This window comes from Streptacidiphilus sp. PAMC 29251, from assembly GCF_054208735.2.
Map to the genome: position 1 here is coordinate 587210 of NZ_CM135725.2, position 15086 is coordinate 602295.

At 70.6% G+C, this 15086-nt stretch carries 10 protein-coding genes; 3 read left to right on the forward strand and 7 right to left on the reverse strand.

All coding sequences use genetic code 11. The features are described from left to right. Positions 1–47: 47 nt before the first annotated feature. From ACXKR8_RS02975 to ACXKR8_RS02985, 3 genes are all read right to left on the reverse strand, one after another. On the reverse strand, positions 48–863 hold the full coding sequence (locus ACXKR8_RS02975; RefSeq protein ID WP_458271325.1) for an SDR family NAD(P)-dependent oxidoreductase: 816 nt from the start codon (positions 861–863) through the stop codon (positions 48–50). 4 nt (positions 864–867) lie between these two features. After that, a complete protein-coding gene (locus ACXKR8_RS02980; protein ID WP_458271326.1) occupies positions 868–2388 on the reverse strand; it encodes a flavin-containing monooxygenase in 1521 nt (506 codons plus the stop codon). 114 nt (positions 2389–2502) lie between these two features. Next, on the reverse strand, positions 2503–3138 hold the full coding sequence (locus ACXKR8_RS02985) for a TetR/AcrR family transcriptional regulator (RefSeq protein WP_458271327.1): 636 nt from the start codon (positions 3136–3138) through the stop codon (positions 2503–2505). Between the two features lie 243 nt (positions 3139–3381). Here ACXKR8_RS02985 and ACXKR8_RS02990 point away from each other — a divergent pair, with 243 nt between their 5' ends. Further along, positions 3382–5481 (forward strand): MFS transporter, encoded by a 2100-nt coding sequence (locus ACXKR8_RS02990; protein ID WP_458271328.1) that lies wholly within the window; start codon positions 3382–3384, stop codon positions 5479–5481. Positions 5482–5724: 243 nt separating this feature from the next. Beyond that, entirely contained in the window at positions 5725–6735 is a 1011-nt protein-coding gene (locus tag ACXKR8_RS02995) for a L,D-transpeptidase (protein WP_458271329.1), read from the forward strand. A 118-nt stretch (positions 6736–6853) separates the two neighbouring features. Here the strand turns inward: ACXKR8_RS02995 and ACXKR8_RS03000 are convergent, their stop codons facing one another. After that, a complete protein-coding gene (locus tag ACXKR8_RS03000) occupies positions 6854–10879 on the reverse strand; it encodes a glycoside hydrolase family 3 C-terminal domain-containing protein (RefSeq protein WP_458271330.1) in 4026 nt (1341 codons plus the stop codon). 203 nt (positions 10880–11082) lie between these two features. Between ACXKR8_RS03000 and ACXKR8_RS03005 the strand changes: the two genes are divergently transcribed. Further along, the gene (locus ACXKR8_RS03005; RefSeq protein ID WP_458271331.1) at positions 11083–11460 is read left to right on the forward strand and encodes a hypothetical protein; all 378 of its coding nucleotides are present in this window, start codon (positions 11083–11085) and stop codon (positions 11458–11460) included. A 51-nt stretch (positions 11461–11511) separates the two neighbouring features. Here ACXKR8_RS03005 and ACXKR8_RS03010 read toward each other — a convergent pair whose 3' ends face one another. The 3 genes from ACXKR8_RS03010 to ACXKR8_RS03020 all read right to left on the reverse strand — a co-directional run bounded on the left by ACXKR8_RS03010 (position 11512) and on the right by ACXKR8_RS03020 (position 15056). Continuing rightward, complete coding sequence (locus ACXKR8_RS03010; RefSeq protein WP_458271332.1) at positions 11512–12528, reverse strand: WD40 repeat domain-containing protein; 1017 nt, start codon at positions 12526–12528, stop codon at positions 11512–11514. A 39-nt stretch (positions 12529–12567) separates the two neighbouring features. Continuing rightward, positions 12568–13545 carry a hypothetical protein gene (locus tag ACXKR8_RS03015; protein ID WP_458271333.1) on the reverse strand — a complete coding sequence of 326 codons (978 nt, stop codon included), beginning with the start codon at positions 13543–13545 and terminating at the stop codon, positions 12568–12570. Between the two features lie 224 nt (positions 13546–13769). Continuing rightward, positions 13770–15056, reverse strand: coding sequence for an ISL3 family transposase (locus ACXKR8_RS03020; protein ID WP_458267408.1), 1287 nt, complete (start codon positions 15054–15056; stop codon positions 13770–13772). Between the last annotated feature and the right edge of the window lie 30 nt (positions 15057–15086).

Below are 15086 nucleotides of genomic sequence, written 5' to 3' on the forward strand. Positions count from 1 at the left end.
CCGGGGGTGGTTTCCGGTGGGGTGTGGCGGGCGGGGGTCGGGTCGGATCAGCTGCGCGGGCCGGTCAGCCTCCCGGCGAACTGGGCGATCGGGTGGGAGGGGTCGGCGAAGCTGCGACCGGTGAGCTTCTTCCGCATCCGCTTGAGGATGATGCCGTCGACGAAGGAACGCGGCGCGTAGCGGCACAGGGCGTTGTTCATCCTGCCGCTGCTGGTGGTGGTGATGTCGCGGACGGGCCGGCTGCCCAGGGCGGCGCGGACGAAGGCGGCGACCGCCGACTCGAGGCTCTCCTCCGGTGAGGTGCCGGACAGGGAGAGGCCGAAGTCGATCGAGTCCTGCTGGATCGGGGTGCGGATGTAGCCGGGGTAGACGGTGGTGACGGTGATGGCGTCGCCGTGCTCCATCCGCAGCGCCCGCGAGTAGGCGGTGATGCCGTGCTTGCTCATCGCATAGGCGGGGGCGAAGGGCAGGGCGACGTAGGCCATGCCTGAGGCGACATTGACGACCCGGCCGCGGGCTTCCCGCAGGGCGGGCAGCGCCGCGCTGGTCACCCGCCAGGGGCCGATCAGGTTGACGTCGATGACGGCCAGCGCCCGCGCGTCCGGCGGAAGTCCGGCGCTCTGGGGGGTGGCCAGGCCGGCGCAGTTGATGAGGACGTCTACCCCGCCGCCCAGGCGCTCGACGGCGACGCCGACGGCCTTGTCCACGGAGTCCTGGTCGCGGACGTCGCAGCCCACGATGTCCGGCTGGTCCGTGGTGCGGTCGAGGCCGACGACCCGGGCGCCGAGGCGGGTCAATTCGGCGGCGGTGGCGGCGCCGATGCCGCTGGCCGCGCCGGTGATGATGATGCGCTTGCTGCTCATGCGGTCACCTTGCTTGCTGGGTCGGTGGGGACGGTTCGGTGGAGAGCAGGGAACCGGGGGCGGCCTTCCTGTTCATCTGGTACACGTTCGTTCCGGTCTTCTTGGCGAGTCGGCGGAAGCGCCAGGTCCAGTCCGGCCACAGGGTGGCGTTACGGCCGGTGGCGTCCTGGTAGAAACTGGTGCAGCCGCCGGTCTCCCAGACGGTTCCGCGCAGCTTCCGGTCGATGCTGTCGTTGTAGCTCGCGACCAGCGCGGGGGTGACCTCGGCGGTGGCGGCCCCGCACTGCCGCATAGCGCGCACGGTCCGCAGGACGTGCTCCACCTGCGATTCGATCATGTAGACCATGGAGCTGTGGCCCAAGCCGGTATTGGGCCCCAGCAGGAGGAAGAAGTTGGGGAAGCCGGGCACGGCGGTGCCCAGGTAGGCGCGCGGGCTGCCGCCGAACCGGTCCGACATGAGCTCGCCGCCGCGTCCGCGGATCAGCCGGGACACCGGCATGTCGGCGACCTGGAAGCCGGTGCCGTAGATGATCGCGTCGACCTCGTGCTCCACGCCGTCCGCGTCCACCACCGAGTGCTCGCGCACCTCCTGGACGGACCCGTCCACGAGGGTGACATTGTCCTTGGCCAGCGCCGCGTACCAGCGGTTGGACGGCAGCAGCCGCTTGCAGCCCAGGGTGTAGCGGGGGGTGACCCGCTCCAGCAGTTCGGGGTCCTGGATGAAGCGGCGCATATGGGCCCGCGACACCTCCTCCAGCTTCGCCATCAGCTTGGGCCGCTTGGCGAAGGGGATGAGCAGCAGTTCCTGTTCCAGGTAGACGCGGGCGCGGGCGAGCCGCTGGGCCGGCGGGAAGCGCCGGTGCCGACTGCGCTCCTTCTCGGCGACGGGGTGGTTGCGGTGCGGCACCACCCACGGGGCCGTGCGCTGGAACACGTACAGCTGCTCCACCTGGCGCTGGATCTCCGGGACGTACTGGATGGCGGAGGCGCCGGTGCCGATGGAGGCGACCCTCTTCCCGGTCAGGTCGTAGTCGTGGTCCCAGCGGGCCGAGTGCATGGTCTTACCGCGGAAGCGCTCGATGCCGGGAAGTTGCGGGACCTTGGGCTCGTCCAGGGGTCCGACTCCGCAGACGACCACGTCGGCGATGACCGGACCGACCGCGGTGTCCAGCTCCCACCGGCAGTCGGCCTCGTTCCAGGCCGCGCCGTGCATCCCGGCACCGGTCCGCAGATGGGGGCCCAGGTCGAAGCGGTGTACGCAGGCGCGCAGGTAGTCCAGGATCTCCGGCTGGGACGAGTACGCCTGGGTCCACTCCGGATTGGGGGCGAAGGAGTAGGAGTAGAGGTGGGAGGGGATGTCGCAGCGGCAGCCCGGATAGGTGTTGTGGTACCAGGCGCCGCCGATGTCCTCGGCCTTCTCCAGGATCACGAAGTCGTGGTCCCCGGACTGCTTGAGGCGGATCGCCATGGCGATGCCGGAGAAGCCCGCGCCGATGATGGCGGTCCTCGTGTGTGCAGGCGTCACTGCCGCCACCTTCCGCGCTCAATCAGGAACGTTGTTGTTCCCGATTGAGCGCGGACGTTACCACTCGGGGGCGCGCCTGCCCAGGGGTTGGACCGACCAGTCGACGGGGCCGGGCTACTCCTTGCCGTCGCCGAGGATCGCCAGGCACAGGCCGGTCAGGTGGTCGGCCAACTCCTGCGGGGAGTCGGTCATCCCGCGCTGCAGCCAGTCGATGACCACCTCGGTGATCCCTGCCGTCAGCGCCAGCAGCATGCGATCGTGCCGGATCCGGTCGCGCGGCTTGTCCAGTGACCTGCGGGCCAGTCGTCCGAACAGCTCGGCGTCCTTGCGCAGCAGGCCGCGCCGCCGCAGCTCCATCCGGGGGGCGTTGATGTAGATCACCCGGGCCCGTTCGGGATGCTCGAAGAGCATCCGCACCAGGGCCTCCATCATCGCCGACAGCAGCTGCCGCAAGTCCGCCGGCTGCTTGGGGGCGGCGGCGGTGATCCCGTCGAGCAGCCAGTCGTTCAGCTCCCGGTGCACGGTGAGCAGCAGTTCCAGGCGGTCGGAGAACACCTCGTAGAAGTAGCGCTTGGAGAGCTTGGCCCGCACGCACACGTCCGCGACAGTGACGTCGTCGTAGTCGCGGGCGGCGAAGAGCTGCACTGCGGCCTCCGTGATCCGGGCCCGGCGTTCGGCCTCACGCTCGTGCCGTGACTGGCCGGCGTACGTCTCGCCCCGGACCGGGATCGCGTGCCCCTGCTCGCTCACTCGCGCACCTCTTCCGCCTCGTGCCTGCCGGCTCCGGCCTTCCGGTTGCTCCCTCGCGGGAGGCCGGCCGCCCAGGATATCGCCGTCACGGCTCGGCGGCGGCAACGGCGTCAATCAAGAACGGATGCGTTCCAGACTCTTGTGCGGCAGTGGGGCGGCTCGCATACTGCTTGCCAGTACCGCACCGGGACGGCGCCGCCGGGCGGACTCCGCCTCCCTCTCCCCATCTGGAAACGGATCGCCATGTCCTCCAGCTCCATGACCGACTCGGCCGCGCCGCCACTCGACAGCAGGGGCGGGATCTGGGGCCGCAAGCTCAACCGCTACCCCTCGAACGGACTCCGGGCACTCCTGCTGCTGATCGTCGTCCTGGCGACGATCACTCCCTACTACGAGCTCTACATCGCCGGCTCGGTGGCGACGAAGATCGCAGCCGATCTGGGCATGACGCTCACGTACCTCATCTCCATCTCCATCGTCGGCAACGCCCTGGGGGCGCTGGCCTCGGTGGCCGCGGGCCTGGCGGACCGCTGGGGCCGGGCGAACCTCGTCGTCTACGGCCTGGCCGTGACCGGGGCGCTCACCTACGCCATCTCCTACGCGCACGGCAAGACCACCTACCTCGTCCTGTTCTCGCTGGTCAGCCTGGTCGAGGGCATGATCCTGGTGGCGACCCCGGCCCTGGTCCGGGACTTCTCCCCGCAACTGGGCCGCGCCTCGGCGATGGGCTTCTGGACGCTGGGCCCGGTCGTCGGCAGCCTGATCGTCACCGAGGTCTCCAGCCACACCCTGCCCTCGCACCCGGACTGGCAGTACCAGTTCCGGCTCTGCGGCATCGTGGGACTGGTCGTCTTCGCAATCGCGTTCGTCGGCCTGCGCGAACTCGCGCCCCGGCTGCGCGACCAGCTGATGGTCAGTCTGCAGGACCGGGCCCTGGTGGAGGCCAGAGCACGCGGGGTCGACCCCGAGGCGGCGCTGGAGGGCCACTGGAAGCAGATGCTGCGCCTGGACGTCGTCGGCCCGGCCTTCGCGATCAGCGCGTTCCTGATGTTCTACTACATCGCGGTCGGCCTGTTCGTGGTCTTCTTCGCGACGAACTTCGGCTACACCGAGGCGCGGGCCAACTCGCTGGCGAACTGGTACTGGGGCTACCAGGCCCTGGCGCTGGTCCTGGCCGGCGCCCTGTCGGACCGGTTGAAGGTGCGCAAGCCCTTCATGGTGGTCGGTGCTGTCGTCAGTGCGGTCGGCGTCGCCCTGTTCGCCGTCGCCACCACGCACGCCGACACCTCCTACTACCACTTCGTCTGGATCATCCTGCTGATCTCCATCGGCGGTGGGACGACGTTCGCCGCCTGGATGGCGGCCTTCACCGAGACCGTCGAGAAGCACAACCCGGCCGCCACCGCGACCGGCCTGGCCGTGTGGGGCGCGACGCTGCGGACCTTCGTGGTGGTCATCCTGTTCGGGCTGATCGCGGCGGTCCCGGCGGCCGGCACCCTGGTCGACCACGCTCCGACGGTCCAGGCCTCGGCGGCGGGACAGGACCCCGCGCTCTCCGCCTCCCAGAACGCCGTGGTCAAGGCGGTGGCCGCCGATCCCACCCTGGTGCCCAGAGTGCAGTCGTTGGCGGCGAAGTACCAGGCCGAGCTCGCCACCGCGGCCAAGCTCACGCCGGCCACCCAGGCCGCGCTGACCGCGACTCCGACCGACCCGGCCGTCCAGGTCCAGGCGCTCAGCGAGATCTCCGGGATTCCAGCCGCCACCGTCGCCCAGGTGGCCCAGCTCGCCGCCGCCGACAAGGCCCAGCTCACCACCCTGGCCGCGATCGACCCGGCGACCCAGGCCGCACTGAACGCCAACCCGGCCGACACCGTCGCCCAGGGCAGGGCCGTGGCCGACATCATGGCCACCCTGCACGTCACCCAGGCCGCTGCGGTCGCCGACCTGACCGCGCTCAGCCGGGTTCCCAAGGCCGACCTGGCCTTCCTCAACGCCAACGGCGCCCTGGTCCAGGCCGCCTCCACGCAGCTGACGGCCCTCGGCGCCGTCCCGGCCGCCGACCTGGCCACGCTGAAGACCTACGGCCCCGGCCTCAAGGACCCCAAGGTCGTCGCCTCGCTCACCTACCTGCAGAAGGAGGCGCCGGTGGTCCAGGCAGCGGCCAAGGCGTCGCCGTCGCAGTGGCAGACCTGGTGGTGGATCTGCCTCGCCGGCCAGCTCGTGTTCCTGCCCTTCATCTGGCTGATGACCGGACGCTGGAGCCCGAGGAAGGCGCGGGAGGACGCACAGCAGCACGAGGAGGCCGTTCAGCGGGAGCTCGCAGCGCTCAGCAGCGCCGCCTGAGCCGGTCCGAGCCACGGCGGACGGAGGCTGCGAGGGGTCACCCTCCAGCTACCTCCACATGCGGGTACCCGCCCCCATGACGCAGACGTTGCCTGCCTCCCGGCAGTCGGCGGCCAGCAACCCGCACCACAGACTTGAGTTTCGTCCAGCGGCGGTGCAACGGTTCGCGGCCCCATCGGCGTCCTTCAAGGAGACCGGGACGGGCGATCGTGCACACACAGCGGATTCGACAGGGGCGGCACAGTGGGACTGCTCAGGAACGGCGTCATCGCACTCGGCCTGGCGGGCGTGGTGCTCGCCGGGGCGAGCGGCTGCAAGGACAGCGCAGGCAGCGGATCAGCCGCAGGGAAGCCGTCCTCGGCCGCGAGCAGCGGGCCGGCGGCCGGGGCGGGCGGCAGCGCCGGCGGCAGCCCGACCCCGACCCGTCCGGCGGGGCCGCCGCTGCAGTTGGACTCGATCGCCCCGGCGGCCGGCAGCACTGTCGGAGTGGCGATGCCGGTATCGATCGTCTTCACCAAGCCGGTCGCCTCCTCCGCCCGCGCCGCGGTGGAGCAGCACCTGAAGGTGAGCGCCTCGGTCCCGGTGGTGGGGGCCTGGCACTGGTTCAGCAGCCGCCGGGTCGACTGGCGGCCGCAGACGTTCTGGTCGCCGGGCACCAAGGTGACCGTGGTCGCAGGGCTGACCGGGGTCGGTGACGGCAACGGCCGCTTCGGGACCCGCGACTACACCCATGCCTTCACCGTCGGCGCCGACCTGGAGACCAGGATCGATGTGCCGACCCACAGCATGAAGGTCTACAGCAACGGCGTGCTCAAGCACTCCTATCCGATCGACGCGGGCAACCCGAAGTTCCCCACCTGGGACGGCACCATGGCGGTCACCGACAAGGCCCCCGAGGTCCACATGACCTCCTGCAGCGTCCACATCACCTGCGACCCGGCCAACCCGCAGTTCTACGACCTGACCCTGCCCTGGGACGTGCACCTGACCTTCTCCGGCACCTACGTCCACTACTCCACCGGCGACCCCGTCCCCGGCCACGGCTACGGCTCGCACGGCTGCGTGCACCTCTCACTGGCCAACGCCAAGGCCTACTACAACCTGGTCGAGCAGGGCGACCCGGTGACCATCACCGGTTCCCCGCGCGGCAAGGCCGACGGCGACAACGGCTACGCGGCGTTCAACCTCACCTGGTCCCAGTGGCTCGCCGCGAGCGCCACCGGCTCCCAGACCACGACCCAGCTCGCGGTGTGACGTCCACCGGTCGGCGTCGGCAGGTGATCCCTGCCGGACCCGGACCCGGACGCGGCCACGGTGCTCCGGTGGGCGGAGCGCCGTGGCCGCGTCGTGTGAACGGTCAGGTCAGGTCACATCACTGCACCACGGACCACACGAAGGTGGCCGTGCCGGAGACCTGGGCCTGGTCGGTTGCGGTCACCGTCACCGTGTAGGTGCCCAGCGTGCTGCTGGAGCCCGAGACGGTGCCGTTGGAGGCGATCGTGATGCCGGGCGGCAGCCCGGTCGCGGTGAAGGTGAGGGTGGCCCCGGTCTTGGAGTCCACGGCCTGGACCGGGAAGGAGACCGCCGCGCCCTTCGGGCTGCTGTAGCCGAAGGGGTTGACCACGCCGACCGTCTCCGCGCCCGGCACGCCCGAGTTCGGCGTGACGTTCGCACTGACCGCGGTGTTGGCCAGGGAGACGCCGGAGGCCGAGGTGCCGGCGGCGACCTGCCCGGTCAGGGTCTGGGCCAGGGCGGTGGAGCCGGTCAGCGGCAGGTTGTTGGACGCGTCCCCGACCTTGATCGAGTACGTGCCGGCCGGAGCCTCCCACTGGTTGTCCGTCGCTGACCAGGAGGCCAGGTCGTGGACGGTCAGCGGGAAGCTGACGGTGCTGCTCTGGCCGGGGGTGAGCGTGACCCGCTGGAAGCCCGCCAGCTGCTCCGGCGGGTCCTGGCCGGCGGCCGGGTCGCCGACGTACAGCTGCGCCACGTCCGCGCCCGCCACGGTCCCGGAGTTGGTGACCGTCGCGGTGGCCGTCGCCGTTCCGTTGGCGTTGAAGGCGCCGACGTTGAGGTTGGAGAAGGAGAACTTCGTGTAGGAGAGCCCGAACCCGAACGGGAAGGCGGGGGTGATGTTCTGGGACTGGTACCAGCGGTAGCCGATGTTCACGCCCTCGCTGAAGTTCACGCCGGTCGAGGTGCCCGGCCACTGTGCGGTGGTCTGCGCCGGAACCTGGCTCAGGGAGGCGGGGAGGGTGACCGGCAGCTTGCCGGAGGGGTTGGCGGTGCCGAAGATCAGCGCGGCCGTCGCGGCGCCGGTCTCCTGTCCGCCGTACCAGTTCTCGAAGACCCCGGCGACCGAGTTGAGCCACGGCATGACCACCGGCGATCCGCTGTTGATCACCACGATGGTGTGCGGGTTCGCCGCGGCCACGTCCGCGATCAACGTCTCGTCGGTGCTGGACAGATCGAGCGTGGTCAGGTCGCTCTCCTCGCCCTCCGGCGCGTTGACGTAGACGATGGCGTCGGTGGCGGCCTGGGCGGCGGCCACGGCCTGCGGGATGTTCGCGGTGCCGTTGTCGTTGCCCTGGGTGTAGGTGACCTTGACGTTCGGGCCCGCCGCGTTCTGGATGCCGGTGATCGGCCAGATCGTGTTGGAGCTGGTGACCGTGCCGCTGCCGCCCCCGGCGAGTTCCACGCCCGCGCCGCCGTCGGTGCCGATCACCGCGATCGACTCGCTGCCGTTCGGGTTGAGCGGCAGGGTGCCGTTGTTCTTCAGCAGCACCGTGCCCTCCTCGCTCAGTTGCAGGGCGGTCTGCTGGTGCGCCGCGGTGGAGACGCTGGTGGAGAGGGAGCCGCTCTGCGGGTTGTCGAACATCCCGAAGGCGAACATCTGGGTGAGGATCCGGGCGACGTTGGCGTTCAGCGTCGCCTGGCTCAGCGTGCCGCCCGTCAGTGCGGCGGACAGGGCGTCGGCGTCGGAGAACGGCATCGCCACATCCATGCCGGCCTCGGTGGAGGGGACGCTGGAGTAGTCGGCGCCCCAGTCCGAGGTGATGTAGCCGCCGAAGTTCGCCTCCCCGTCGAGCCCCTTCTGCTGGATGTCGGCGTTCTGGCAGGAGGCTGCGCCGTTGACCACGGCGTAGGAGCACATCATCGCGGCCGGTGCGGACGTCTCGATGGACGACTCGAACGGTGCCAGGTAGAGCTCCTCCAGGGCCTTCTGACTGACCGTCTCCTTGTTGCTGCCGTTGGGGTACTGCTCCTGGTCGTAGGCGGCGGTGTGCTTCACCATCGCCATCACGCCCTGGCTCTGCAGCCCCCTGACCTCGGCCGAGGTGATCCGGCCCGCCAGGTACGGGTCCTCGCCGTAGGTCTCGTAGGTGCGCCCCCAGCGCGGGTCGCGGACCAGGTTGGTGGTCGGGCCGAGGGAGACGTTCACGCCCTTGCCGGCGAACTCGTTGCCGATCGCCGTGCCCTCCTGCTGGATCAGTGCCGGGTCCCAGGTCGCGGCGGCGCTCTCGCCGTCCGGGAAGGCCGTCACCCCGCCGGTGCCGTCGCCGACCCCGTTGGGGCCGTCCTGCATGTTGGTGGGAGCGATGCACAGGTTGGGGATGCCGGGGATGTGGCCGATGTAGGACGAGGTGCCGTCACCGGCGACCAGGCTGAGCTCCTCGGACTGGTCCATGGTGTTCAGCACCTGCTGGACCCGTTGGGCGACCGGCGCCGTGGAGCCGACCCAGGAGCAGGTGCCGTTGCCGCCGTTGCCGTTGCCGCCGGTGACCGGGGCGACCGTGGTCAGGCCGTAGGCGTCGAACTCGAAGACCGAGTAGCCGAACTGGGTGGCCCGTGCGGTGCCGTTCATGCGGAGGTAGCGGTCCGTCACGGAGACCGGGATCGTCTCCTTGCCGCCGGTCGCGGTCGTGGTGGAGTAGATCGTGGTCCAGGTCGCGTTGTCGTTGGATACCTGGATCTGGAACGCCGTGGCGTAGGCGTCCTCCCAGACCAGGCCCACGCTGCAGATCTGCTGCGGGGACCCGAGGTCGACCTCCAGCCACTGCGGGTCGGCGGCCGCGCTGGACCAGCGGGTGCCGGGGTCGCCGTCGGTGGCGTCGGGGGCGGGGTAGTCGGCGGCGTCCTGGGTCGAGGAGGCCGTGGTGGGCTGGTCGAGGGCGAGGTCCTGGGTGCCGCAGTACTCGGTCGGACCGGTGCCGCCGCCTCCACCTCCACCGCCTCCGCCCGTGCCCTGGGTGAGGGCCAGGTAGTGGGCGTTCCAGCCGGCTGCGTCCTCGTCGAGGGTGAGCGTCTGCTGGCCGGCCGGCAGGGTGGCGCTGGCGGTGACGGTGCTCCAGGTCTGGTAGCCGCCGGTGGCGGGGACGGCCACGGGGCCGGTGAGATTGGTGCCCGAGGCGTTGGCGAGGTGCAGGGCGTCCGCGACCGCCTGCGGCGCGGAGACCCGGAAGGTGACCGTGTAGATCCCGGCCGTGGCGACGTTGACGGTGTACTTGAACCACTGTCCCGCCGCGGTCCAGCCGAGGTTGTAGCCGCCTCCGGCCGCGCTGGTGTCCTGGGTGTCGGCGGTGGCCTCCAGGTCGATGCCGTCGGTGCGGTAGGCGTTGGCGCTGCCGTTGCCCGCCGTGGCGTTGTAGCCGACGCCTTGGCCGCCGGTGTCGTAGTTGGCCGTCTGGACCGTGCCCGGCACCGGGGCCGGTGTGCCGCCGAACGGCTGGTCGCCGCTCGTTCCGCCGCCTCCACCGCCGCCTGTGCCCAGGGTGAAGCTCAGGAAGTGGAAGTTCCAGCCGTTGGAGTCCTGGTCGAGGGTGAGCGTCTGCCGCCCCGCCGGGAGGGTGACGCTCGCGGTGACCGTGGTCCAGGTCTCGTAGCCGCCGGTGTTGGGGACGGCGACCGGGCCGCTGAGGTTGGCGCCGGAGGAGTTGGCGAGGTGCAGCGCGTCGGTGATCCCGTACGGCGAGGCCACCCGGAAGGCGACGCTGTAGGTTCCGGCGGTGGCGACATTGACGGTGTACGTGAACCACTGTCCCGCCGCGGTCCAGCCGAGGTCGTCCGCGCCGCCGGCCGGGCCGGTGTCCTGGGTGTCGGCGGTGGCCTCCAGGTCGATGCCGTCGGTGCGGTAGCTGTTGGCGCTGCCGTTGCCCGCAGCGGTGTTGTAGGCGACGCCCTGGCCGCCGGTGTCGTAGTTCGCGGCCTGGACGGTGCCCGGCACGGGGGCCGCGGTGCCGCCGAAGGGCGCGCTCCCGGCCGCGTAGGCCGAGCTGTGCGCACCGGCGAGGGACAGGGTGAGCAGGGCCACCACCGTCAGCAGTGCGCGGAACGCGGGCCTGCGGCGGGGTGCTCGTCCTCTGCTTCGCCTCGGCGACAGCGGGTGGGGAAGAAGCCTCATGCCTATCCGTACCTTCCGGGGTGGGGGGATGGTGGGACGACGATGAACGGGACAGAGCTCTGACCCCGACCGTGAGAGCGCTCTCCGGAGAGGTCTAAGGCAATCGCGGGGACATGTCAATCGGTCGGACGTGAATTCACACGCTTCCGCTGCCGAGTGCAGCCACTGCACACGCAAGTGCCGCTGCCAGTACCGTTGTTGTCATGACAAACAGCAACGGGGACACCCCGGACAAGACCGACGTCAAGGTCAGCATCCTCGGGGGCCACCGCCTGAACGGAGCCACCCTCCACGAACGCACCGTCACCGCCTCACTCATCGGCGGCGCCAACATCGACCTCACCGACGTCGACCTCACCGACGACGTGCAGCTGCGCATCACCAAACTGAGCCTGATCGGCGGCGTCACGCTCAAGGTCCGCCCCGAGGTCCGGGTGGAGGTCCACGGAATTCGTCTGGGCGGCGTCAAGGACGACGGCCCCAGCCGACCGGGCGGACCCACCGTGCGCATCGACGCCTGGGGCCTGCTCGGCGGCGTCAGCGTCCACCGCGACTCTGGATCCCACCAGGGGACGTCCTGACCGGGCCGCCGTCGGAGGGACTGCGCGGCCCGGTCAGGAAGGCACCGGGGGTCAGGCCGGAGCGGGGTCGAGCAGGGCCACGGTTCCGTTGCTCAGTCCCGCCGCCAGCGACCGCCCTCCCCCGGTGAAGACCAGACCCGCGACCTTGTCGGCGGTGCTCCAGCTCCGCAGCGGACGGCCGCCGGAGAGCTGGTAGGTCTGAACACCGGTGTCGCTTCCGACCGCGAGCGTGTGACCGTCGGGGCTGACCGCGACGGCGGCGGCAAGACCCCCTGCGACCGTGGGCGAGGTCAGCCGGGCGTTGCCGACCACGTCCCAGACCTCCACGACCGCGCCCTGCAGGGAACCGGTGGCTCCACCGGTCACCAGCGTGGTTCCGTCCGGTCCCAGACCCAGGACCGCGGCCGGGGCGGCCGGCAGTACCCGGCTCGCCCCGGTGACCGTGTCCCACAGGCACACCCCGGACCCGCCGCAGGCCGCCGCCACGAGCCGGCCGCCGTCGGCGAACAGGACCGCCGAAACACCCGCCGGGGCCCGCAGCGGCGACCGCCGCTCCTTCCTGGACGCCAGGTCCCACAGGTGCAGGGTCCCGCCCTGTCCGCCCGCCACCAGCAGTTTTCCGTCGTGGCTGAACGCCACACAGCCGTCAGCGCCGGGAGCGCTCATCGGCAGGCTGTACCGCGGTGCCAGAGTGGCGCCGTCCAGCACCAGCAGTTCGCTCGACGCGGCGGCGATCGCGCCGTCGGCGCTGAAGGCCACCGACGAGACGGGAACGCCGTCGGTCTGGTGCTGCCGGAGGAGTCTCCGGCCCTCCAGATCCCACAGCCGAATCCCGTCGTCGCCGTTTCCGTACCCGCTACCGGTCGCCAGCCGCCGACCGTCGGGGCTGACCGCGACGGAGGTGATCTCCCCCGAGTCGTCGTGCAGCACCAGCGGGGCGGTCGAACCGCCGGTGCCGCCCTTCTGCTGACCGCTGCTCCCCTGCTCCGCGGTGGGCGCGGCACAGCCTGCCAGCACGACTGCGGCGGTCGAGGCCAGCCCTGCGATCAGCGCCCGTCTGTCGATCATTCGCCTGACGTTCTGAGGGAGGGATCCCCGCGGATCGGCTCAGAACAGCCAGTTCCAGGTTGATTCGCGGGTGACCGGAAATAGCTCGTTCAGTTGGGCGGCGGTGAGGGGATGCGCGGATTCGAGCGCCGTGCGGGCATAGGTGTCCGCGTCGGCGCCCTTGGGGATCGCCTGATCGGCGCCCTGCCCCTGGAGGTACTGGGCCCCGCCGACGGAGAGCTCCAGGGTGGCGCCCTGACGGTGCGCCACATATCCGAGCACGGAGCCTGGATCGCCTCGGCGCCATAGGTCGGGAGCCACCTGGGTGCAACTCGGCTGTGCCGTACGGATTCCCTCTCCGTTTCCGTACGCCATCGGCCCGCAGGGGTCCTGGATGCCGGGGACCGCCACCTCCACGGCATCGACCGTGGTGAAATCCGTCCCGGGGCCCTCCGCGAACCCGTACGTGGCGGTCAGTTGACGGCCGTTCCAGGAAAGATCGCCCAGGTGCATGTTCGAGATGTCCACCACCTGGAGCACTCCCTGCGGCGGAAGCGAGCCGCCGGCCTTCTGGTCGACGACGTCGAGGCTGCGCCGCAGCGACGCCTCCGCGCTGCCCGCGGCGCAGAGGAGTACCGCGAGAACCAGTCCGCCGAGCACGAGCCTGCGAGAGGGGCGCAGGCCGACGACGCAGACCGTCAGCGCCTGGAGCAGGAACATCATCACGACGACGACCGCGAACCGGAACGGAACGAACCAGTCGAGTGCGACCAGCGAGGCGACCGCGGCGCAGAGCACCAGCGCCAACCTGCCGGGGCCGATCCTGCGGTCGGCGAGGAGCTTGGCGCCGACCGCCACGGTCGCCGCCAGCACCGCGGCGGAGAGGAAGGCCAGAAATACCAGGGCAGCGGCCTTCAGGGCCCCGACCGGACCCCCCCGGCCCAGCGCCACCGCCGAGAGGGGGAGGATCCCGCAGAGCAGCGCCCCCGACCAGACCACTGCCAGTTCGAGGAACGCCACTCCACGCAGGTGCTTCAAGTCCCGATCCTTCATCTGGTTCATTTCCTGGACGATCCTAGAACCCGTCACCGATCGGCTGGAACCCGGTGATCCAGTCCTTCCCGGCAGGCGGCGCGGTGAGGGACGACGGGAACGGCTGGACCTCTGAGTACTTCGAGAGGTTGGGCAGCATCTTCGAGATCTCCCGGTCGATGTCCTCCGGAGTCAGCTGATCCGGTTTCCGGTCCTCGTAAAGGGGGTCATCAAAGTTGATGGGTCGTCAGCTTTCCGCGTGCCCTTCGGGTGGTTGCGCAGTGTGATCGCAGGCGTTGGCTCCGGCGGTTTCGGAAGCCGTAGGCCTTGCGGGCTTCGAGCTTGATCACGCGGTTGTTGCCTTCGGATGCGGCGTTCGTTATGCCGGTTTTGATGTAGTTCTCGATGCCGTGCCACCACTGGTCGACGGTTTCGGCGAGGGTGACCAGTTCGACCAGGTAGGGGCGGTCGGCACAGAAGGCCTGGAAGCGGTAGCGGGCGGCGGAGACCGCGGAGCGGTCGGGAAGGACGTGGGCGTGCTTGGCGGTGAGCCGCAGCAGGTCGCGCAGGAGCTCCTTGGCACGCCAGCCGTCGAGGATCTGCTTGCCGTAGGTACCCATATCGGTCAACTCGTCGGCAAGCGTGGCCAGTTCTGTGGTGGTGAGGTCTTCCTTGTTGCGGCGCAGGAGCTTGCGGACGCTCCAGACGGGGTCGCCCTTGCGGGCGCGGCGGCCGTGGTGCCTCCAGGTGAGGCGGCGGCGCAGGTCGGCCAGGTGGCGCTGGGCGAGCTGGACGACGTGGAAGCAGTCCACGACGATTCGGGCGTGGGGCAGGGCGGTGCGCACGGCGGCGCGGAAGGTGGCGCACAGGTCGATGGCCACGTACCTGACCCGCTGTTTCCAGGTCTCGGGCTGGAGGGTGAGCCAGGCGGCGACGGAGGCGGCGTTGCGGCCCTCGACCTGCCCGAGCAGGCCCTGGCCGCCGACCGCGTCGACGAAGCCGATATGCCAGGCGTCGGCGACCAGTTCCCATGTGCCCGTTTCGGGGTTCTCCCGCCAGACCGGCTTGCCCCTGCGGGTCTCGTCGATGCCGACGGCCTCGGTCACGGGCGGCTGATCAGGCAGGACGAGCTCGGCGTACTGTTCGAAGGCAGCTTGGGCAGTGGGCCAGGAGATGCCCAGGTCACGGCCGGCCTGTACGACCGTGCGGCCGTCGTCGGCCACCACGCGTCCGGCCTCGCGCCGCAGCGCGCGGGTCAGCCGGGCCCCCGCTGGCACCTCGCGGACCTGCTCGGTGAACGAGCCGCGCGGGCACAGCGGTTCCGCGCAGAACCAACGGGACTTGTGCCAGTGCAGATCCACACGTCGTCCACCGTAAGGAAGTTGGCGGGGGCGGGTGAGACGTGGGCCCTTCCTCGTCGTGGAGAGCACTCCGCACTCCGGGCATGCCCGCGCACCCTCGTCCACCGTCGCCACGTGCACGACGAGAGCCGGCCCGACCTCCTCCACCTTGATCACCCCCAGCCCCTCCAGGCCCAGCAGCAGTGT

Bases quoted from the DNA above. Each gene is read 5' to 3' on its own strand.
- ACXKR8_RS02975 (WP_458271325.1), bottom strand. From the start codon at position 863: ATGAGCAGCAAGCGCATCATCATCACCGGCGCGGCCAGCGGCATCGGC.
- ACXKR8_RS02990 (WP_458271328.1), top strand. From the start codon at position 3,382: ATGTCCTCCAGCTCCATGACCGACTCGGCCGCGCCGCCACTCGACAGC.
- ACXKR8_RS03000 (WP_458271330.1), bottom strand. From the start codon at position 10,879: ATGAGGCTTCTTCCCCACCCGCTGTCGCCGAGGCGAAGCAGAGGACGA.
- ACXKR8_RS03005 (WP_458271331.1), top strand. From the start codon at position 11,083: ATGACAAACAGCAACGGGGACACCCCGGACAAGACCGACGTCAAGGTC.
- ACXKR8_RS03010 (WP_458271332.1), bottom strand. From the start codon at position 12,528: ATGATCGACAGACGGGCGCTGATCGCAGGGCTGGCCTCGACCGCCGCA.